Annotated in this window: 16 protein-coding genes; 2 read left to right on the forward strand and 14 right to left on the reverse strand. The window is 58.9% G+C overall.

Going from position 1 to position 18,938, the window contains the following annotated elements; translation table 11 throughout:
* Positions 1–379: 379 nt before the first annotated feature.
* On the forward strand, positions 380–1,360 hold the full coding sequence (gene exbB, locus ACJ8QI_RS18355) for a tol-pal system-associated acyl-CoA thioesterase (protein WP_442532916.1): 981 nt from the start codon (positions 380–382) through the stop codon (positions 1,358–1,360).
* 3 nt (positions 1,361–1,363) lie between these two features.
* Positions 1,364–1,786, forward strand: coding sequence for a TonB system transport protein ExbD (gene exbD, locus ACJ8QI_RS18360; RefSeq protein WP_004937307.1), 423 nt, complete (start codon positions 1,364–1,366; stop codon positions 1,784–1,786).
* Between the two features lie 55 nt (positions 1,787–1,841).
* Here the strand turns inward: exbD and ACJ8QI_RS18365 are convergent, their stop codons facing one another.
* From ACJ8QI_RS18365 to ACJ8QI_RS18430, 14 genes are all read right to left on the reverse strand, one after another.
* The gene (locus ACJ8QI_RS18365) at positions 1,842–2,885 is read right to left on the reverse strand and encodes a substrate-binding domain-containing protein (RefSeq protein ID WP_060422585.1); all 1,044 of its coding nucleotides are present in this window, start codon (positions 2,883–2,885) and stop codon (positions 1,842–1,844) included.
* A 21-nt stretch (positions 2,886–2,906) separates the two neighbouring features.
* On the reverse strand, positions 2,907–4,316 hold the full coding sequence (locus tag ACJ8QI_RS18370) for a sucrose-6-phosphate hydrolase (RefSeq protein ID WP_442532940.1): 1,410 nt from the start codon (positions 4,314–4,316) through the stop codon (positions 2,907–2,909).
* Positions 4,316–5,686: a sucrose-specific PTS transporter subunit IIBC gene (locus ACJ8QI_RS18375; protein ID WP_049198446.1), complete on the reverse strand. Its 1,371-nt coding sequence runs from the start codon at positions 5,684–5,686 to the stop codon at positions 4,316–4,318. Before ACJ8QI_RS18375 ends, ACJ8QI_RS18370 begins: the two co-directional genes overlap by 1 nt.
* A gap of 63 nt (positions 5,687–5,749) precedes the next feature.
* Positions 5,750–7,150 carry a carbohydrate porin gene (locus tag ACJ8QI_RS18380; RefSeq protein WP_197804298.1) on the reverse strand — a complete coding sequence of 467 codons (1,401 nt, stop codon included), beginning with the start codon at positions 7,148–7,150 and terminating at the stop codon, positions 5,750–5,752.
* Positions 7,151–7,345: 195 nt separating this feature from the next.
* Positions 7,346–8,272, reverse strand: coding sequence for an aminoimidazole riboside kinase (locus ACJ8QI_RS18385; protein WP_038879399.1), 927 nt, complete (start codon positions 8,270–8,272; stop codon positions 7,346–7,348).
* A gap of 224 nt (positions 8,273–8,496) precedes the next feature.
* Positions 8,497–10,644, reverse strand: coding sequence for a phosphocholine-specific phospholipase C (locus tag ACJ8QI_RS18390; protein ID WP_442532917.1), 2,148 nt, complete (start codon positions 10,642–10,644; stop codon positions 8,497–8,499).
* Between the two features lie 124 nt (positions 10,645–10,768).
* The gene (gene queF / locus ACJ8QI_RS18395; protein ID WP_060441065.1) at positions 10,769–11,608 is read right to left on the reverse strand and encodes an NADPH-dependent 7-cyano-7-deazaguanine reductase QueF; all 840 of its coding nucleotides are present in this window, start codon (positions 11,606–11,608) and stop codon (positions 10,769–10,771) included.
* A complete protein-coding gene (locus ACJ8QI_RS18400) occupies positions 11,586–12,482 on the reverse strand; it encodes a queuosine precursor transporter (protein ID WP_019453032.1) in 897 nt (298 codons plus the stop codon). The genes queF and ACJ8QI_RS18400 overlap by 23 nt, the downstream gene beginning before the upstream one ends.
* On the reverse strand, positions 12,483–13,097 hold the full coding sequence (locus ACJ8QI_RS18405) for a helix-turn-helix domain-containing protein (RefSeq protein WP_004937341.1): 615 nt from the start codon (positions 13,095–13,097) through the stop codon (positions 12,483–12,485).
* Positions 13,098–13,626: 529 nt separating this feature from the next.
* The gene (locus ACJ8QI_RS18410) at positions 13,627–14,928 is read right to left on the reverse strand and encodes a cytosine permease (RefSeq protein WP_442532918.1); all 1,302 of its coding nucleotides are present in this window, start codon (positions 14,926–14,928) and stop codon (positions 13,627–13,629) included.
* 20 nt (positions 14,929–14,948) lie between these two features.
* Complete coding sequence (locus ACJ8QI_RS18415) at positions 14,949–15,638, reverse strand: helix-turn-helix transcriptional regulator (RefSeq protein WP_442532919.1); 690 nt, start codon at positions 15,636–15,638, stop codon at positions 14,949–14,951.
* Between the two features lie 27 nt (positions 15,639–15,665).
* Positions 15,666–16,076, reverse strand: coding sequence for a GNAT family N-acetyltransferase (locus ACJ8QI_RS18420; protein WP_442532920.1), 411 nt, complete (start codon positions 16,074–16,076; stop codon positions 15,666–15,668).
* A 427-nt stretch (positions 16,077–16,503) separates the two neighbouring features.
* Positions 16,504–17,418, reverse strand: coding sequence for an alpha/beta hydrolase (locus ACJ8QI_RS18425; RefSeq protein WP_442532921.1), 915 nt, complete (start codon positions 17,416–17,418; stop codon positions 16,504–16,506).
* Between the two features lie 625 nt (positions 17,419–18,043).
* Positions 18,044–18,928: an ATP-grasp fold amidoligase family protein gene (locus ACJ8QI_RS18430; RefSeq protein ID WP_102985294.1), complete on the reverse strand. Its 885-nt coding sequence runs from the start codon at positions 18,926–18,928 to the stop codon at positions 18,044–18,046.
* Between the last annotated feature and the right edge of the window lie 10 nt (positions 18,929–18,938).

Raw genomic sequence — 18,938 nt, forward strand, 5'->3', positions numbered from 1 at the left:
TACGTTAGCATGAGTTAATATAGCCATCCAGACGTTTTAACTTCCAGATACAGAAACGGCTATAATTGGCTGCCGAGCACGCCTTTCTCGCCTCATCCTTCTGCCGGGGGGCGAGAGAGAAGCCCATTCCTCGGTCAAGACGCCGTTCGGCAGCGCGGCCTTGTTGCGCCGTTGTGGGAGAAAAGTAACGAAATAACCCCATAAAAGGGGCGTTTGGCGGTGAACGGGCGCGGATTGGCGCTTTGCGGCGGGGCTGGCTAAAATTTTCTCGTTTATTTGGTAAATAATAATGAGAACTACTATCAATCCCCGGTTGGTTTGATATGATCGCACGCTGAATTATTCCTTAATTTTGATCGGTAATGGGTGGAGGCACAGCGTGAAAACGGCTGGCAAGAATTTAAATCAAGGATCGTTCGGCCAGGGCCGGGCGCAGTGGGGCAAGGCCTTCGGCCGCAGCCTGATGGCTTCTATGGTGCTGGTCGTGGGGCTGGCCGGCAGTGCGCAGGCAGCGCCGGCGGCCAATCCGGCCGTTACCGAAAGCGTTGCGCCGACCACCGCGCCTGCACCTGCTGCAGCCGCCGCGCCGGAGAGCATCACGCCGGTGAACCCGGCGCCAACGATCCAGCCACCGGAAACCCGCGGCATGGACCTGTCCATTTGGGGCATGTACCAGCACGCCGACGCGGTGGTGAAAGCGGTGATGATCGGCCTGGTGCTGGCCTCGATCGTGACCTGGACCATTCTGTTCGCCAAAGGCAGCGAACTGCTGCGCGCCAAGCGCCGTCTGCGCCGCGAGCAGCTGACGCTGGCCGAAGCGCGCTCGCTGGATGAAGCCTCCGAGCTGGCGCAAAACTTCTCCCCGGAGAGCGTCAGCGCGGTGTTGCTGAACGATGCGCAAAATGAGCTGGAGCTGTCTGCGGAATCCAACGACAACAATGGCATCAAGGAACGCACCGGTTTCCGCCTCGAGCGCCGCGTGGCGGCCTACAGCCGCAACATGGGCCGCGGCAACGGCTTCCTGGCCACCATCGGCGCCATCTCGCCGTTCGTCGGCCTGTTCGGTACCGTGTGGGGCATCATGAACAGCTTTATCGGCATCGCCCATTCGCAGACCACCAACCTGGCGGTCGTGGCGCCGGGCATCGCAGAGGCGCTGCTGGCGACTGCGATGGGCCTGGTGGCGGCGATCCCAGCCGTCGTTATCTACAACATCTTCGCCCGCGTCATCAGCGGCCATCGCGCCCAGGTGGGCGACGTGGCGGCGCAGGTCTTGCTGCTGCAGGGCCGCGATCTGGATCTGGCCGCGACGGCGGAAGCCAAGCGCTCACAGCACGCACACCAACTGCGGGCGGGGTGAGTCATGGCGATGCGCTTAAATGAAGATCTGGACGACAGCGGCGAACTGCATGAAATCAACGTGACGCCGTTTATCGACGTCATGTTGGTGCTGTTGATCATCTTTATGGTGGCAGCGCCGTTGGCAACGGTAGATATTCGCGTCGATCTACCGGCTTCTTCCGCCAAACCGCAGCCGCGGCCGGAAAAACCGGTGTTCCTGTCGGTGAAGGCCGACAAGCAGCTCTACGTTGGCGATCAGCCGGTGAATGCCGATCAGCTGACTTCGGTGCTGGATCAACGCACTCAGGCGAACAAAGAAACCACCATCTTCTTCCAGGCGGACAAGAGCGTGGACTATGAAACGCTGATGAGCGTGATGGACACCCTGCGTAAAGCCGGCTACCTGAAAGTGGGGCTGGTGGGCATGGAAGGCGCCGCCAAGTAGCGGCAGCAAAACGATAAAGGGCGCTCAGGCGCCCTTTTTTATTGATTCAGAAATATCACTCCCCGGCCAACAACGCCCGGGAACCGGCATGACGCCAGTGGATGCGGCCCGGCAGATAAAGCGCATGCTGTTCCAGCGGCCGCTCGTCGATGAGAGCGGTAACCTGGTCGAAGCTATGCTGCGCCAGCGCCCGGCAGTCTTGCGCGACCGTGTCTATCTTCAGCGTCATGCAATCGAACAGGTAGTGATCGTCGAAGCTGCACAGGTGGATGTCGCTCTCCATCAGCTGATGCTGCGTCAGATAACGCAACACCCCTTCCAGCAGGCCACAGGCGGCGGTGAACAGCGCTTTGGGCGGACGCCCCAGCTGTGCGCACAGCTGAGCGAACATCTCGTAACCTGAGCTGGGGTGGTAGCTGCCGTTGATGATCCATTCCGGTTTGCACGTTACGCCGGCGCGCTCCAGGCCAAGCTGGAAGCCGGCCAGCCGATCGCGGGTCGGTGAAATGCGCGGCTGCCCGCCGAGAAAATAGATCTCATCCGGATGTTGGCGCGCGACCTTTTCCACCAGGTCGGCGGTCGCATTAACCGAATCGGTGATCACCAGCGGCAGCTCGGAACCGGCGATCAGGCGGTCCATCTGCACCACCGGCAGCCCGACGTTGATCTTCTGGTATTCCGCGTCGTTCAGCTGGCTGGAGGCGACGATCAGGCCGTCGACCTGCCGTTGCACCAGACTGTTCACCGCCATCATCTCCTGCGCCGGGTTTTCATCGGTGCAGGCGATCAACAGCTGCAGACCGGCTTCGCGGCACAGCGTTTCCAGCTCGCGTGAGATCACCGCAAAGCCGTAGTTGGTCATCTCCGGTACCACCAGCCCCAGCGTGTGGCTGCGGTTGGAGCGCAAAGAGCGGGCGTGGATGCTGGGCTGATAATGGTGTTCGTGCGCCAGCGCCAGAATGCGATCGCGGGTGTCGTCGGACACCCGGTATTCCTTGCTGCGGCCGTTCAGCACCAGGCTGGCGGTCGATTTCGACACCCCGGCCAGCGTGGCGATGTCACTGATGGTAATGCGTTTATTTTTTTTCACTGACGCCATCTGAAGTCATCGGAGGATGCGTCATTCTAGCATGCATGGCGTCAGCGGCCAGTATTCCAACGCCAGCGCTGCGCTCCCGTTCAGCCGCAGTTGCGGTTCACCTGCCGGGAAGTAGCGCGCGCTCATCACCGCCTCGCCGTGGTTGATGAAGATTTCCACGCTGGAGCGATCGAACAGCAGCTGCAGATGCGTGACCGGGCCGCGCCAGTAACGGTGCTCCGGCCGGCCGTCGGCCAGAGAGGTGCGCGTCAGCTGCAGCCGCTCGCCGTCCCAGCTCAGCGTCATCGCGTCGCCAAAGGCGGCGCTGAACGCACCCTGCGGCGTCAGCTGCAGCTCCGCGGCGCCCAGCGCATAGGTGGGGGCGTCATCGGCGCGGCCTCGCCAGTCTTCTCGCTCGCCGCGCAGCTGTTGCAACTCGCGCGCCGGGCGCTGGTGGAGGCGGCCATGCCGCAGCGACAGCTCGCGTGGGCAGGTCATGGTATGGATCCAGCCATAACGGCGCGTCGGATGGGCTTCTTCATCTTGCTCGGGCACGCCCATCCAGGCGAACAGCAGGCGGCGGCCATCTTCCGCCAGCGTTGTCTGGGGCGCGTAGAACTCGAAGCCGGCGTCCAGCTCGTGAAATTCGCCGTGGCTGAAGGCCGCCTGCCGGTAATCCAGCTTGCCGAGCAGATAGCCGGCCTGATAACGGTTGAGATAGCGTTCCGGCTGCGGCGCCAGCCCCTGCGGGCAGCAGATCAACACGTCGCCGCCGTCCAGCGAGAACAGATCCGGGCATTCCCACATGTAGCCGAATTCGCCCAGGTCGTTCAGGCCGGAACCGGCGATCTCTCCCAGCGCTTGCCAGTCGCGCAGATCGCTGGAACGCAGCAGCAACACCTTGCCGCGATCCTGCAAGTCACGCGCGCCGAGCACCATGTACCAGGCATCCTGATGACGCCACACTTTCGGGTCGCGTACGTGGCCGCTGTAGCCCTCCGGCAGCGGTAGCACCGGCCCGAGTTTGCGGTATTCGCCCCGATCGCTTGCCTGAGCCAGGCATTGGTAAGCGGTGCGTGAGCCGTCGGGGAATTTCACGTTGCCGGTATAGATCAGCGTGATTTTGTCTTCCGCCACCACCGCCGAGCCGGAGTAACAGCCGTGGCTGTCGTAACAGGCGCCCGGTGCCAGGGCGAGCGGCTGATGTTCCCAATGCACTAAATCGATCGACTGCCAGTGTCCCCAGCACTTGTTGCGATGATCGCAGCCCAGCGGATTCCACTGATAGAACAGGTGATAAACGCCGTTGTGCTGGATAAAGCCGTTGGGATCGTTCAGCAAGCCAACGCTGGGCGCCAGATGCCAGGCCGGGCGGTGCGGATCGCGCAGCGCGAGTGGCTGGCCGTTCATGACCGCCCGCAGAGCCTGTTTGATTAAGCTGAGTTCTTCCATCATTGCGCGTCCGTGTTGTATTTCAGCAGCAGGGAGAGCACGAAGGCGCTGCCAAAAGCGATTGCCAGGCCGATGATATAGCTGACCAGCGAACTGGCCTGCACGATCGCCATGCCGGGGATCGCCGTCAGCCCGACCGCGTTCATGCCGACATGGTTGGCCACCACCCAGGCGCCGCCGAGCGCGCCGCCCGCCAGCGCCGCCAGGAACGGTTTCACGAAGCGCAGGTTGATGCCGAACAGCGCCGCCTCGGTGATGCCGAGCATGGCGGAAAAGGCCGAAGGCACCGCGATGGCTTTGATTTTGGCGTCGCGGGTTTTGAAATACACCGCCAGGCAGGCGCCGCCCTGAGCGATGTTGGCCATCGACCAGATCGGCAGCAGGAAGTTGACGCCGATATTGGGGTTGCCGAGCAGCCCGGCCTCTACCGCATGGAAACTGTGGTGAATGCCGGTGATGACGATAGCGGAATAGAGGCCGCCGAACAGCAGCCCGGCGAACCACCCCGCATGGGCAATCAGCGTGCTGAGCACGAAGGAGATGCCGTCGCCCAGCGCCCGGCCGGCGGGGCCGATAAACAGCAGGGCGACAAAACCTGAGATGACCACCGTCAGGAACGGCGTCAGGATCAGATCGAGCGCGTTGGGGATCACCTTGCGCAGCCGCTTTTCCAGCACGCTCATGAACCACACCGTCAGCAGCACCGGGAACACGGTGCCCTGATAGCCGATCATGGCGATGTCCAGACCGAAGAAGTTCATGGTGTGGAACCCTCCGGCGACGCCCCAGGCGTTGGTCAGCGCCGGATGCGTCAGAATGCCGCCGAGCGTGGCGCCCAGGTAGGGGTTGCCGCCGAATTCGCGTGCGGCGGTGAAGCCGATCAGAATCGGCAGGATAATGAACGCCGCCGAGCTGAACATATCCAGCATGATGAACAGCGCGCTGTTGGCATCGGCCCAGCCATAGGTTTTCACCATGCCGAGCAGCCCCATCAACAGGCCGGACGCGACGATCGCCGGGATGATCGGCACGAAGATGTTCGACAGCAGGCGGGCGATGCGCTGCAGCGGGTTGAGCTTTTTCGCCGCAATATCGGCGGCTTCGGCCTTGCTGGATTCGCTGACGCCCGCCGCCTTGATGAATTCCGCATGCACCTTGTTGACCAGCCCGGTGCCGAAGATCACCTGGATCTGACCGGCGTTGCTGAAGCAGCCTTTGACGCCGTCCAGTTTGCCGATGGCCTCTTTATCCACTTTGCTGTCGTCCACCAGTACCAGGCGCAGGCGCGTGGCGCAGTGGGCGGCGCTGGCGATATTCTCTTTACCGCCGAGCAGTGGCAACAGCGCGTTGGCGGTTGCGGTAATGTCCATGTTGTCCCCTTGCTAAATAAAAATGCCGCTGCGCAGTTTGCGGCGCAGCGACGTGAATCGATGTCAGAAGAAATACTTGAATCTGGCGCGCATGCCGTAACGTTGGTCGTTGTCGCCGTTGGCTATCTTGTTGTCGGCGTTGGCTTCCAGCAGCGAGACATAGGCCCCCAAATACAAATTGAAATTCTTCATATTCATAATGTTAGGTATCTGATACGACGCATGAACGGTGTGGATGTCGTAGTTGCCCGGTTCGCTGAGCGGGTTGTGGATATCGGCGGCGATCCCGGCGGTATTGAACTCTTTGATATTGTTATGGGCATAGATATAACCCAGTTCGAAGCGCCGCCACAGCACGTTCACGCCGGCGGTGAAGTCTTGCTCGCCTGACGCATCCAGATAGGCGGTGCTCAGGTTGGCCACCACGCCGTTGTCCGGATCGGCGGCGCTGTTGTTCCAGCTCATCGTCATGCCGTAGCCGTTGCGCTTGGACTGATCGACGAAGCGGCCCTGGCTGTCCTGATAGCCGTAGGCGTTATTCACCACGTTGCTTTCCATTGCTGCCGCGATGCTGAAGGCGTCTTTTTTCCAGGCGATCACCGGGCGCAAATAGGCGACGTTTTTCTTATTGTCCAGGGCGTTGCCGTGGTAGCTGTTGTCCTGGAACAGCGAAGTGCCGTCCTCCACCAGCGTGTTCAGCTCGAAATAGACATCACCGGCGTATTTGCTCAACATCAGGTTGCCGCCGCTGCTGCTGCGGCCGCGGCCTTCTTTCATCATGTAGATATAGCCGAAGCCGTCGGCGTACAAATCGTTGGCGGTATTGCCGGAGTATTGAATGAAGGTGTCCTGATTCAGCGGGAACATGTCGTAGGCTTCAAAGCGGCCGATTTTGGTTTGCCAGTTCTTTTCATTGCCGAAGAAGAAGGCGGCGTCGTCCAGGTTCATTTTGCCGGTCATGTCCGCCAGCGGCTGCACGCTGAAGCCGGAGAAGTTGCCGTCCTGATTGCGGCGGTAGCCGTCCAGCCCGACCAGAATGCGGCCGTTGATATCCCAACGCTCTTTGTTGCCGGGCTTCCAGTCCTTGTGGTCGCTGCCTTTCAGCGACGTCAGTTGGCCGCTGCGGCTGGCGCCGTCCAGGTTGAACTCCACGTCGCCGTACAGCTTCAGATCGTTGAAGCCGTTCAGTTTCAGTGCGCCGGTCGGGGCAATCGGCGTAGCGGCATGCTGCGCAATCTGCGCGGTTTGCCGTTCGGTGTTGGCGGTGCGTTGTTCCAGCTGTTGCGCCCGGCGTTCCGCCGCCGTTGCGCGGGTTTCAGCCTGTGCGGCGCGCCGTTCCGCCTGCGCCAGACGTTGTTCCAGGGCGTTGAGGCGCGCCTCGATGCCGCCGCTGCCCGATGCCGCTGCGCTGGAAGCGGAGAGGAAAAGCCCTGTTGTTATCGCCAAATAGCTGAGTTTTTTCATCATCGTCTATCATCCGGGTAAGGGTTGTTATTATTGTTTGCTAAATTGCTAAACCGGTTTTTCAAGGCGAAAGATAACGAGAGGGAGGCGAGCTGGCAACTCAGTTAGCTAACCCGATTCAGCTATTGTGATCGAGCGCGCAAATCGTGGGCAAAAGACCACGGCGAACCTGAGGATCGCCGTGGATGCAGAGGATCAACGGAGGAAAGCCGCCAGCTCGTCGGCGTGGGGCAGGGCGGTCATGGCCCCTTTGGCGGTGGTGGCCAGCGCGCCGCAGGCCTGCGCCTGGGCGATAACCGCCGGCCACTGCGCTTCCTGCGGCAATTCGTGAAGGCGTGCCAGCGCCGCTAACAGCCCGGCGACGAAGGCGTCGCCGGCGCCGGTGGTATCGACCGGAACGACAGGCGCCGCGCGGAAATGACGCAGCCGTTGGCCGTCATGCACATAGACGCCGTCGCCGCCCAGCGTCACCAGCAGCAGGCGCAGCGGATAGGTTTGCATCATCCAGCGAATGGCGTTCTCCAGATCGTCAAGATGGCTGATGAAAGCCAGCTCTTCGCGCGACAGTTTCACCACGTCCGCCAGCAGCAGCGCCTTTTGCAGGCAGGGGCGCAGCGCTTCCGGCTGGCGCCAGACCTCTTCGCGGATGTTGGGATCGAAACTGACCCGGCCACCGGCCGCCCGGATGCGTTCCATCGCGGCAAAGGCCGCGCTGCGGCTGGGTTCCTGCGAGAGCGCGATGGAGCAGAGGTGCAGCCATTCCCCCCGTTGGAAATCCGGCAGATCGTCAGGCTGCAAAAACAGATCGGCGCTGGGCTGCACCATAAACGTGAATGAGCGCTCACCCTGCAGATCGAGATCCACCACGACCGTGGAGGTGTGGTGTTCGGGGTCTGGCCGCATATGGCCGATATCCACCCCTTCATCGCTCAGCACCTGCTGCAGAAAGGCACCGAAGCCGTCTTGCCCCACCCGCCCGATAAAGGCGCTGTCGCCACCAAGCCGGGCGATCCCCACCGCCACGTTAGCCGGCGCGCCGCCGGGGCATTTGAGATAACCGTTGGCATTTTCCGGCACCAGGTCGATCACGGCGTCGCCCAGTACCCATACGCGATTTATCATGCTTAATCCCTGTTATTAGCCTTGTCAGATGGGTGGCTAAAATAGAAGAACCGGTTTAGCAAGGCAATGAAATAATATCCGACCGTGAGCGAGATCAAAAAAATAGCGGGGGTGGGGCAGGGAGAAGGTTTTGAGAATGCGCCCACCGCGGGAGAACCGACGTCTGTGGGCGCCACAAAAAAGAGGCTGGCGGTTTAATTTCCGCGATTTCAATCTACAACGCTTTACTCCTGGCCCATCAGCGGGTCGCTGACGCTGTGCTCGCCATCCTCCAACCGGCCCGCCAGGCGGCGCAGCCAACCTCCCGGGCCTTGCAGCGTAAGGTCATACCAACCGCCGCTGGCGTGGGCGTCAAACCTCTGTTGGTGACTGCCGCCCGCCGGCAGCGTGATGCGCCACGGGCCCTGCTGCGTATAGGGGCAGCGTTCGAGGGTAACCGCTATCGCTTCGGTGCCCGGATTGTTCAGCTGCAGCTGCAGGCTGCGGCCCGTCGGGCGCAAACGCACCTCCGGCTGCGGCCGGTTCAGGGCGCCGCGCAGTTCACGATGAAAGCCGTTGGGGCCGAGCAGCCACAGATGGTACTCATCCTCCGTCTGCCAGTCGTCGCTGACCGCCTTGCCCGCCTCGACGGTAAAACGGCGCGGGATCTGCGCCAGATCTCGCCGATCGTAGACGTGAAACACCGCTCCCTGCTCGCCGGTATTGAACAGGTTCAGCGTCACGCGGCGCTGTTCGGCCGCGACGGTGGCCTCGACGTGCAGCTGGTAGGGCAGCGCGCGGGAAGGGCGCGCCAGGCGGCGTTGGTGGGGCAAACGCTGGTGGACAGGCGATGGCAGCGGTACCTGCGGCAGCTGTTCCTGGCGCTGGCGCAGGTCATCGGCGGCGTGACGGCTGGTGGCGGGCAGGCTCGGCAGCGCTTCGCCGTTAGGGTCGACGAAGTTGAACGCCGAGGTGAGATCGCCGCACACGGCGCGGCGCCAGGCGCTGATGTTGGGTTCATGCACCTGAAAGCGCTTTTCCAGGAATTGCAGCACCGAGGTGTGATCGAAGACCTGCGAATTGACCCAGCCGCCGCGGCTCCAGGGCGACAGCACCAGCATCGGCACCCGCGGGCCGGGGCCGTAAATGCGGCCGTCCGGCGGCGGTTGATCCTGCGAACCGGGCGGCGCCACGTGCTGGAAGATCTCGGTGTCGAACGGCACCGTCGATTTACCGGCGAAGCTGCCGTCCTCGCGCAGCGACGGCGCGGAAGGCGAAGGCATATGGTCAAAAAAGCCGTCGTTTTCGTCGTAGTTGACCAGCAGGACGGTTTTACTCCACACCTCCGGGTTGTCGGTCAGCGCGTTGAGGATCTCTTGGGTGAACCAGCCGCCCTGCACCGGGCTGGAGGGATCGGGGTGTTCCGAATAGGCCGCCGGCGCGATGATCCAGCTGACCTGCGGCAGTTTGCCCTGCTGTATGTCGGAGCGGAACCCGGCCAGCATGGCGTCCAGATCGTTGCCGTCGGCGGCCGGCAGGGTGTTGCCGTTGCCTTTGTACAGCGGTGCGGCCTCATTGAGCGCATCGCGATAGGGCACGAAGGCGTTGAAGTCTTTCGGCGGCCGCGCCGGATTGCCCACCTGAATGCTGGCGGCGCGGTACTGGCGGAAGCCCGCCAACGGGTTGTCGGTAAAGTTGTCCGGCAGGAATTGATACACCTTCCAGCTGACGCCGCTCGCCTCCAGCCGTTCCGGATAGGTTGTCCACTGGTAGCCGATCTCCGCCGGGCCGGGGCTGTCCCATTCGTTGACCACCACCGCCACGTCGGCGGCGGACGGGCCGTTGGTGCCGGTCCAGTGGAACAGCCGGTTGGTGTTGGTGCCGGCGTGAATAGCGCAGTGATAGGCGTCGCACAGGGTAAAGGCGTTGGCCAGTGCGAACTGGAACGGCAGCTCATGCTGGCGGTAGTAGCCCATCGAAGCCGGCGTTTTGTAGGTGGGCCAGGCGCTCATGCGGCCGTGATCCCAGGCGGCTTGCTCATCCACCCACGAATGCGGCGTGCCGGTGACGCGCTGGGCGTTGCCGCGTTTGCTGTCCAGGTGGTAGGGCAGCACCAGCCGCTCGGCGCCCTGCTGTTGCCAGACATGGCGATCGCCGGGCAAGGGAATGGTAAAGCGATCGCTGAAGCCGCGTACGCCCGGCAGGGTGCCGAAGTAGTGGTCGAAAGAGCGGTTCTCCTGCATCAGGATCACCACGTGTTCGACGTCGCGCAGGGTGCCGGTGCGGTTGTTGGCGGGAATGGCCAGCGCTTTGCGAATCGAGGCGGGCAACAGCGAGAACGCCGATCCGATGGCGGCAGCCCGCAGGATGTCTCTGCGTGAAAGGTCAGGCATGCGTCGTTAATCTCCGTCAGTGTGCTTTGAAGATAGCCGCTGACGACGATAATGGCGAAAAATAACAGGGAGATGAAAGCGAGGGAAACAATGCTCCCTGGCGGGAGCATTGCGGGGATAACGCTTACTGTCTGATCAGGCGACCGAGCGCCGGCGCCGTTTCGAAATCGCTGCGGAAGGGGTTGATATCCAGGCCGCCGCGGCGGGTGTAGCGCGCGAACACGCTGAGTTTTTCCGGACGGCAGCTTTGCTTGATGTCGTTGAAAATACGCTCGACGCACTGCTCGTGGAATTCGTTGTGCTGGCGGAAGGAGATCAGGTAGCGCAGCAGGCTTTCGCGGTCGATTTTGCGGCCTTCATAGCGGATCACGACGCTGCCCCAGTCCGGCTGGTTGGTGACCAGGCAGTTGGATTTCAGCAGGTTGGAAGACAGCGTCTCCGACACCGGTTCCCCTCTCTCGGCCGCGCCGCTCAGGTATTCCGGTTTGAAGGCGAAGTCGTCGACCGCGATATCCAGATCGTCGATGTTGATGCCCGGCAGGCGGTCGATCTGCGCCGGGTAACCTTCCAGCCCCGGATAGAGCTTGACGGTGACCTGGCCGTTGGCCGCCTGCGACAGATCTTTCTGCATGGCGGCGCTCACCTGTTCCACGCTGTCAAAGCGCGTTTGGTTGAAGCTGTTGAGATACAGCTTGAACGATTTGGACTCGATCAGGTTCGACGAGGAATGCGGGAAGGTAAATTCGCCGATGCCCACCACCGGCTTGCCCTTGGCATTGAGCCAGGACAGCTCGAAGGCGGTCCACAGATCAAAGCCGCTGAACGGCAGCTGCCGCTCGTCGACGCCGATCAGATCGCGGCCGCGCGCACGCGGCAAGGCTTCGAGCAATGCGGGAGCATATTGATCCGGATAATCGGAGTTCGCGCCAAGATGGGTGATCTTATCTTGCTTTTGGATATGCATATTCATTGCCCTTTGCTTGTTCGGTATTGATGTAGCGGTTAAACAGACTGCGGGTGGCGTAGATTGGCCCGACGCCCAGCAGGGCGTAAACCACCTTGATCAGGAACTGCGACAGGATCATGGTTTTGATGATGTCCCAGCTCAGCACGTTGTAGAACGCCAGCGTACAGAACACCACGCTGTCGATGGCCGAAGCCACAACGGTACTGGTGATCACGCGCACAAACAGGTAGCGGGAATTGGTCAACTCTTTGATTTTGCAAAGCAGGTAGGAGTTGACGTTCTCGGAGATCAGATAGGCCGCCGACGAGGCCACCAGCACCGCCATGATGCTGTGCACGATGCCGTTGTAGGTCTCGCTGTACTCCCACTGCGGAATGCTCGGCACCAGCGTCGTTACCCAGACCCCCAGGACGAAGGTCAGGTTGGCGATAAACGAGATGATAATCGTGCGCCGGGCCAGCCGTAATCCATAGAATTCGTTGAGGATGTCCACCAGAATGAACGTGAGCGGGTAGATGAAGATCGCCGGGGGCGTGATGAGATTCAGCACCGGGATTTGGATCGGCTTGACGCCGCACAGCGTTGAGAAAATATAAATCACGCTGAGCGCCACGGTAATAATCAGGTAGGCGTACCAGGAGCGTTCGTGGCGATCGCTGAGCTCGTAGGCGGTTTTTTGTTTGTTGTCGCCATAGAGTTTGCGGTACAGCGCCTGCAGCTCGTGCCGGCTCAGATCTTCTGATATTTCGCTGTCGGCCAGCTCATTCAGCCCCATGGTAATGGTTTTGCCGGTGGCCAATACCATGACATTGGCCGCGATGGTGCCATGTCGGGTGAAGCCCAACAGCTTGAACTTCTGATTCGGTTCCATTTATAACCTTTCTCCAACGATATAACCCAGGAATTGCACGGTGTCCTGAGGGCGTTTGTCCATGCTTTCGCTGTCTTTGTCGTCAACCACAAAGAAGCCGCTTTTTCCCGAGTGATACAGCAAAGGTGAATCGCAAATCAGTACCGGCGGGCGTTTGATGATGATGACTTCGCCGGGAATAAATGACCCTTTAATTTCGGTCTCTATTTTCATTGCCAACATGTTCGACTCATCGCCGAAGAAATAAGTCAGAGGAAACTCGGTGACCAGCTGCCCGATCTTGCGCTGCGAGACGGCCAGATAGCGCGACTGCGGGATCACCGGGATGGCGGAAGGGTTCTTGTTGCCCTCGGTGGACAGCGTTTCGTTGAGCAGCTCCAGTTTTTCCAGATCGTAGTCTTCGATCTCTTCACAGGAGACCCCGAAGAAATCGGAAATCCGATTCACGGTGGATTGCTGAACGTTGTTCACTCTTCCGTCAAGAATTTTGTAGAGAGTCGTGCGCGTCAGGCCGCTGCGGTTGGAAAAGGAAGCCTTGGTTTCACCGCGGGTACGCATCAGATATTCAATATTTTTAATGATGTTGATTTTGCGCTGTGCGTTGGTGGTTTTCATCGGCTGTCCTTACAAACATTACGCTGGCTTCACTATATCTTACGCGTCGGCGTTGTCCAGATAAAAAGGCGCTGAGGGGGAGGTAACAGGCTGATTATTGGTGGTAATTATTGTTTCTTGTCAGCCGTTTAGCGCAGTGATATTAGCGCAGGCGATCGGGGTGACCTGCAAAGATGATAAAACTGTGTAAATCAATTGATTAGCTTTTGCTTATGGAAAAGTGAACACAAAAGCCAATTTTATGTGTACTTTTATGTTGACCAAAGCCGATTTCATGAGCTACTGTTCATTCAAGCTGAAGTTTTTCTTTATGATCAAAACACTGAAGCCAACGATTTTATAATAAAAAACTCAGAGGGGGCGCTGCCACACTCTGAGCCTAATAGATAGCTTGCTACCGACACCAGGGACCCTAACCATCATGGCCGTTTGTCCGCGCGATCGGCCCATTCTTTTCCGTTACGCCCACCTTTCCTGAGCATAAACACTCCCCCGTCACCGGAGGAGTGCATTAACTCATGGGCGAAAATCAGAGCGACTTCTGTGAGGCCAGCGGTTTTTGCGCCCGGCTGACGGCCAGTTTGAGCACCCAATACAGCAGGCTGGCGGCCATCAGAGAGTTGATGGTCGGTACGCCCCATTCGGTCGCCAGACCAACGGCGCCACCGGCGATGCTGGCGACGATCGCCGCCCAGCCGATGGTTGGCGTCTCGTTTGGCAGCTGGCCCGTGCGGCGGCTTTCGTCCAGGATTTTGCGGTGGCTGCGCAGCAGATAATAGTCCACCAGCATGATGCCGATAATCGGCGGGAAGACTACGCCAAGCACCGTCAGGAAGTCGACAAAGCGGTCCAGAATGCCCAGCACCGACAGCGTGGTACCCAGAATCCCGATCACCAGAGTGGTGTAGGTGTACTTCAGCTTTTTGCCGGTGATGCCTTCCACCGCGTTGACGATGCCCAGCGAAGAGGAATACAGGTTGAGATCGTTGACGCGTAGGGTGGAGAACACCACGACCAGCAAACCGGCGCCGCCGGCTGCTTGCGACATGATGGTGACCACATCGGCGGTGCCCAGGGTTTTGGCGATCAGGATTGCCAGACCGTTCACCACGAACTCGCCGGCGATGATGGTGAAGATCGTGACGCCGAGCACGTGCTTGCCGTTTTTGGAGTAACGGGTCAGGTCGGGCGTCATCAGGCTGGCCACGATGGCGCCGCCGACGACGATGGTGATACCGGCGCTGATGGTCAGCGGTTCACCCAGCGGCGCCAGCTGGATGATCTCCTGCAGGTTATGCCCGGTCAGTGCGGTCACCGATATATAGGCCACCAGCATGATGAACATCGGCACCGCGATACGGGCGGCGATGCGCAGCGCTTTGAAGCCGAATGCCACCAGGATGGTCAGCAGCGTGCCCGAGAGCCCGGCGGCCAGGCCGAAGCCCAGCTTATTGCCGAGCGCGAAGTCGAGCGACTTGGCGAAAATGGCGTTCTGAATGCCGAACCAACCCAACAGGCTGACGGCCACCACCACGCCGATCAGCACCGACCCCAGACGGCCGAAGCCGCACCAGCGCGCCAGCAGGCTGCCGGAAATCCCTTCGCGCATGCCCGCCAGCCCCAGGCCGTAGGTCACCACGCCGAAGATCAGGCTGCCGACGAAAATGGCGGTGAAGGCGTCAATCAGCGTCATGGAGTTGCCGAGTACGGCGCCGAGCATGAACTGGTCCAGCGCGGTCAACATGCCCATATGCACGATGGCCACGCTTAAAAACGAAACTCTTTTATCCTGCGGCACCCGGGTGAGCGGATAATCTTCGATCTTTATCACGGTGAGATCTTCCTTGCGGTTCAAATAAACTGAATGCCTTTGGTTATCAGGCGATCGGGAATGTAGTTATCCAGGTTGGCGTATTTGCAGTACTCCTCAAATTGCTGCTGAGTATGCACGTTGGCCTTCTGGTAAATGTTATAAATGCGGTTTTCGATGGTCTTATTGCTGACGTTATAGATTTTGGCGATCTCTTTCACCGTAAATCGCTGAAGCATAAGAAAAATGACATCGAGTTCGGCACGGGTGAACAGCTCGTTATTGACTTCGGTGGTCAACACGCTGGGCTTTTGCTGATTGATGTATTTCAGCGGCGACAGGCTGTTCATCGGCTTGGCGTTCCAGATCACGCCAATCACCTGTTTGTCATCGTTGTACACCGGCAGCTTTTCGCTGATAAACGGCGTCAGGCTGTCTTTGCCGTACCAGTAGTGCGTTTCTATGACCGTGACCCGATCGCGCGCCGCTTCGGTCATCTTGTCATGCTCGATAAAGTCGGCGGCGGAGTCGGCCCAGTCGGCGGGGAATTCGTGGTCATATTTGCCGGCGACGTCGAAATTCAGCGGCGTATTGGTATAGAGATAAGCGGCGCGATTCATATAAAGGTGGCGGGACAGCTGGTCTTTGATGCCCCAGGGCTCGCTCAGGTGCTCCATCATGGTGATGAGGCCCTTAAAATAAGATTCATTATTTTTATGCGATGGACCCATACCTACCTCTGCGCCGCTCAGGCCGCGTTACAGGCTTTTAGCCAGGTAATGGCGGGTGTGGCGATGCGCGTAGTCGCCCAGCTCGCCGTAGACCCGGTAGCCCAGTTTTTCGTAGAAGCCCCGGGCCTGGAAATCGAAGGTATCGACATAGGCCATATGGCAACCGCGCTTGCGGGCTTCTTCTTCGGCCAGCTGCATCAATTGGCGGCCGTAACCACTCTTGCGACACCGCTCGCCGACCCACAGATACTGCACTTCCAGGCCGCCCCACCAGGTACGTGCGACGAGGCCGCCGACGATCTGCTGGTTGTCGTCGGTGACGGTCAGAAACAGTGGGTGAATGTCTACGGGCTGGATTTTATGGTTGTGAGCCCAGAGGCTGTCGATAACGAACTCTTCATCCTGCGGGTTGGGTTTGTCGGTGATATTAATATTCATTTTTAATATAATTCCCTGATTTAATTATTCAAAACTGAACTAGGCATTTTCGCCTCAACCGCTTCTAATATCACTTCCGTTAATGTATTTCAAGGGTGGTTTTCACCCTTTTCCGCCGGGTGAGGGGGCGCTTATAGTAGGCGTCACAGGGAGAAGAAAATAGTGAAACAGGCGGTATTAAAACGCTGAAATGCCCTGCTTACACCATCTTTTCCTACTTGCGCCTCACCAGGGCCCCACCGGGAAAACTGCAGTACTGTATGGCTCCACCGGATAGAGCAAGCTCACTTGCCGACGGGGGAGCCACTTTGTTTTTTGACGCGCCCACCCGCGCCCGCCACTCGCTGTCTCAGATATTAAACACTCTTCTCATCAGAAGATATGCGCCGCAGATGAAAATGTGGCCGATACCTTCTGATCCGCTGATTTAGTTCTCTGTTATGACGCTGCTCAGCGCCGGTTCGATGGCGGCATCCAGCATGGCGCCGTGTCCTAAGGCAGGCCACTCCCGATAGCCGACGGCGAGACCGTCGAGCTGTGCCAAATGTTCGGCCAATAAACGCGTTGCGTCCGCCGGCAGAGCGGGGCTCTTCACGCCGGGCGGAGCCGCACGATCGCGTTCCGCCAGGCCAACCCACAGTTGCAGCCTCGCCACCGGCGCCGGGCGTCGCGCCATCATCTGCTGCGCTTCTTGCAGGATCATGCCGTTGCCCCACCACAGCGAGGGTTCCACGGCGATGTAGCGTTGGAAGGCGGTGGGATGAGTGAACAACGTGTGCAGCACGAAGAGCCCGCCATAGGAGTGACCCCACAGCGTTTGCCGCTGCGGATCGACCGCCAGTTTGGCGGCGATCGCCGGTTTGATCCGAGTTTCAATCAATTGCAGGAACGCATCCGCGCCCCCGCCGCCCCGCGGCGGTTGCTTCAGGCCCGCCGGCAGAGGGAGCGTATAGTCGTAGGCGCGGCCGGCGGCATCGATGCGCAGATCGTTGTCATAGCCGATCATCACCAGCACCGGCGGCCGCTTCGCCGCCGCCAATTTGGCCAGCAAGGCGGGGGTCAATCCCATCAGCACCGCATTGCCGTCGAGGAAATAAACCGTTGGATAGCCGTCAGGCGCAGGGGCCTGGCGCGGCTGGGCGATGCGAACGCGGTAATGCCGTTGGCCGTCGGCGGAGGTGAAGCGCAGATCGCTGAAACGGTAATCTGCAGAATCGCTATCGGCAACGGTAGTGCCGATCTTGCGTTCCAGGTCGGGCCTGGCCAGCACGGAGCCCGGCAGCCAAAGGCCGATGGCGAGCGCCAGAAGCGCGGAGATAAAATGCCGGTTGGACAAGAACATGCGGATCAACATCCTTGTAAAAAGCCGATAGTAGCATCCGTTCGGGGCCGGCAAAACCTACCTTTAGGGCGGGCATTCCGACGGCGAAGTGCGGCCGCAGCCCAGAGAGGGCCGCCAGTTGCTTTGCCGGGTTAATAGCAACCCCTTGTTATTATTGATAAGTCAGGAATAACAAGGATTACAATTAATTAGAAATGATTATGATTTTTGTGGGTAAGCAAACGGCGAAGAAGGGTGAAAACACACGGTTATCAACGATGTTTAGCAAAAAAAGCCCTATAAAATAGGGCAAAGACACACAACAACACCAGGGAAACTTTCCGGTATCTTATATTATAGCTTCCTATACATATAGAACATTTTATTATAAATATGTAAGTGATTCTTATTAATCGCTCAATGCCATTGTTTTTCAAATGGTTATGCAATCTGGTTGAGGTATTGCCCTTGGGGCTGGTGCGGATAGCCAAGGGCGGGAGGCGGAGATGTTGCCGTCACGGCGGTAGAACGGGCGAGAGCCTCGGCCCGATAACCCTCAAGGCAATACCGACCGGCAGGCGGCAAACGTGCCGGCCGGTATTTCTGCTCAGGCGTGGCCGAGCTTCACCGTGGGGCCAGGTGAAAATCAGTGCTGTTGCAACGTCAACATCTCGCCAAGCAAAACATCGGTTGGCGGCAGGATATCCGTATCCAGCCCGGCGGAGGGGGTAAAGGTCAATTCGCCGAAAATGATCTGGCCTTTGGAGATGTAGAAATCAACGCGAACAAACTCGAAGGGCGCGGACAAGCGTGAGGCGTAGTCAAACAGCTCATCGTAGCCTTCTGGCTTCACGAAGGCGTCTATTTCTTCCTGGCTCAAGGCCAGGCAGTCATCGCTGTAGCACAGAAACTTGAAATCTTTGTCAAAGAAGTAATACTTCGGCGACCCGGTATCTCTGCCGACACACAGCAACGTGCAGTAGGGCACACCGCGGAAACAATAGATTTTATAGTCTTCAGGCCCGTGACCATTGGCCGATTCGATATATTTCTCCCCAATGATCTTTTTTTGTATCCCTTTGTAGTTGAGCTCTACATAGGTTTTCCAATAATCGTCTTTCATCCAGCCATCGATCAATTTTTTGGCGCTCTTGATATTCAGCAATTTTTTATTCTGGCAAATCAGGTTATACCCGGAACCGTGATTCCCTTTGATCACAAACTTATCCGGTAATGCGTCCCACGGAATATCGTTCACTGAATCACAGGCAAAGTACAATTCATTAAGGATCTCTTCGCACCCTTGATCTTTGATGTACTGTCTTACCGCATATTTATCTGCACACTGCTTCACCAACGCATTGTGGCTATAGCCATTCAACTTCAGGTGATTGATCTTTTCATTCCAGGTGGATGGCGCCTGCAAGTTCAACGGTTTGCCAAATGCTTTTTTGTAGAGCAATCTGGCCTTGAATTCGGGGGCCAATACGGCCAGCTGCTTTGTAATAAATTTAATGACTTGTCTTTTCATATCCGTAATT

The sequence above is a fragment of the Serratia sp. CY84636 genome, from assembly GCF_052166245.1.
GTDB lineage: Bacteria > Pseudomonadota > Gammaproteobacteria > Enterobacterales > Enterobacteriaceae > Serratia > Serratia nevei.

Excerpts from the sequence above, each read along its gene's own strand:
- ACJ8QI_RS18370 (WP_442532940.1), bottom strand. The coding sequence starts at position 4,316 with ATGGAAGAACTCAGCTTAATCAAACAGGCTCTGCGGGCGGTCATGAAC.
- ACJ8QI_RS18385 (WP_038879399.1), bottom strand. The coding sequence starts at position 8,272 with ATGATAAATCGCGTATGGGTACTGGGCGACGCCGTGATCGACCTGGTG.
- ACJ8QI_RS18380 (WP_197804298.1), bottom strand. The coding sequence starts at position 7,150 with ATGAAAAAACTCAGCTATTTGGCGATAACAACAGGGCTTTTCCTCTCC.
- ACJ8QI_RS18430 (WP_102985294.1), bottom strand. The coding sequence starts at position 18,928 with ATGAAAAGACAAGTCATTAAATTTATTACAAAGCAGCTGGCCGTATTG.
- ACJ8QI_RS18400 (WP_019453032.1), bottom strand. The coding sequence starts at position 12,482 with ATGGAACCGAATCAGAAGTTCAAGCTGTTGGGCTTCACCCGACATGGC.
- queF (WP_060441065.1), bottom strand. The coding sequence starts at position 11,608 with ATGCATATCCAAAAGCAAGATAAGATCACCCATCTTGGCGCGAACTCC.
- ACJ8QI_RS18375 (WP_049198446.1), bottom strand. The coding sequence starts at position 5,686 with ATGGACATTACCGCAACCGCCAACGCGCTGTTGCCACTGCTCGGCGGT.
- ACJ8QI_RS18415 (WP_442532919.1), bottom strand. The coding sequence starts at position 15,638 with ATGGGTCCATCGCATAAAAATAATGAATCTTATTTTAAGGGCCTCATC.
- ACJ8QI_RS18405 (WP_004937341.1), bottom strand. The coding sequence starts at position 13,097 with ATGAAAACCACCAACGCACAGCGCAAAATCAACATCATTAAAAATATT.
- ACJ8QI_RS18365 (WP_060422585.1), bottom strand. The coding sequence starts at position 2,885 with ATGGCGTCAGTGAAAAAAAATAAACGCATTACCATCAGTGACATCGCC.
- exbD (WP_004937307.1), top strand. The coding sequence starts at position 1,364 with ATGGCGATGCGCTTAAATGAAGATCTGGACGACAGCGGCGAACTGCAT.
- ACJ8QI_RS18390 (WP_442532917.1), bottom strand. The coding sequence starts at position 10,644 with ATGCCTGACCTTTCACGCAGAGACATCCTGCGGGCTGCCGCCATCGGA.
- ACJ8QI_RS18425 (WP_442532921.1), bottom strand. The coding sequence starts at position 17,418 with ATGTTCTTGTCCAACCGGCATTTTATCTCCGCGCTTCTGGCGCTCGCC.
- ACJ8QI_RS18420 (WP_442532920.1), bottom strand. The coding sequence starts at position 16,076 with ATGAATATTAATATCACCGACAAACCCAACCCGCAGGATGAAGAGTTC.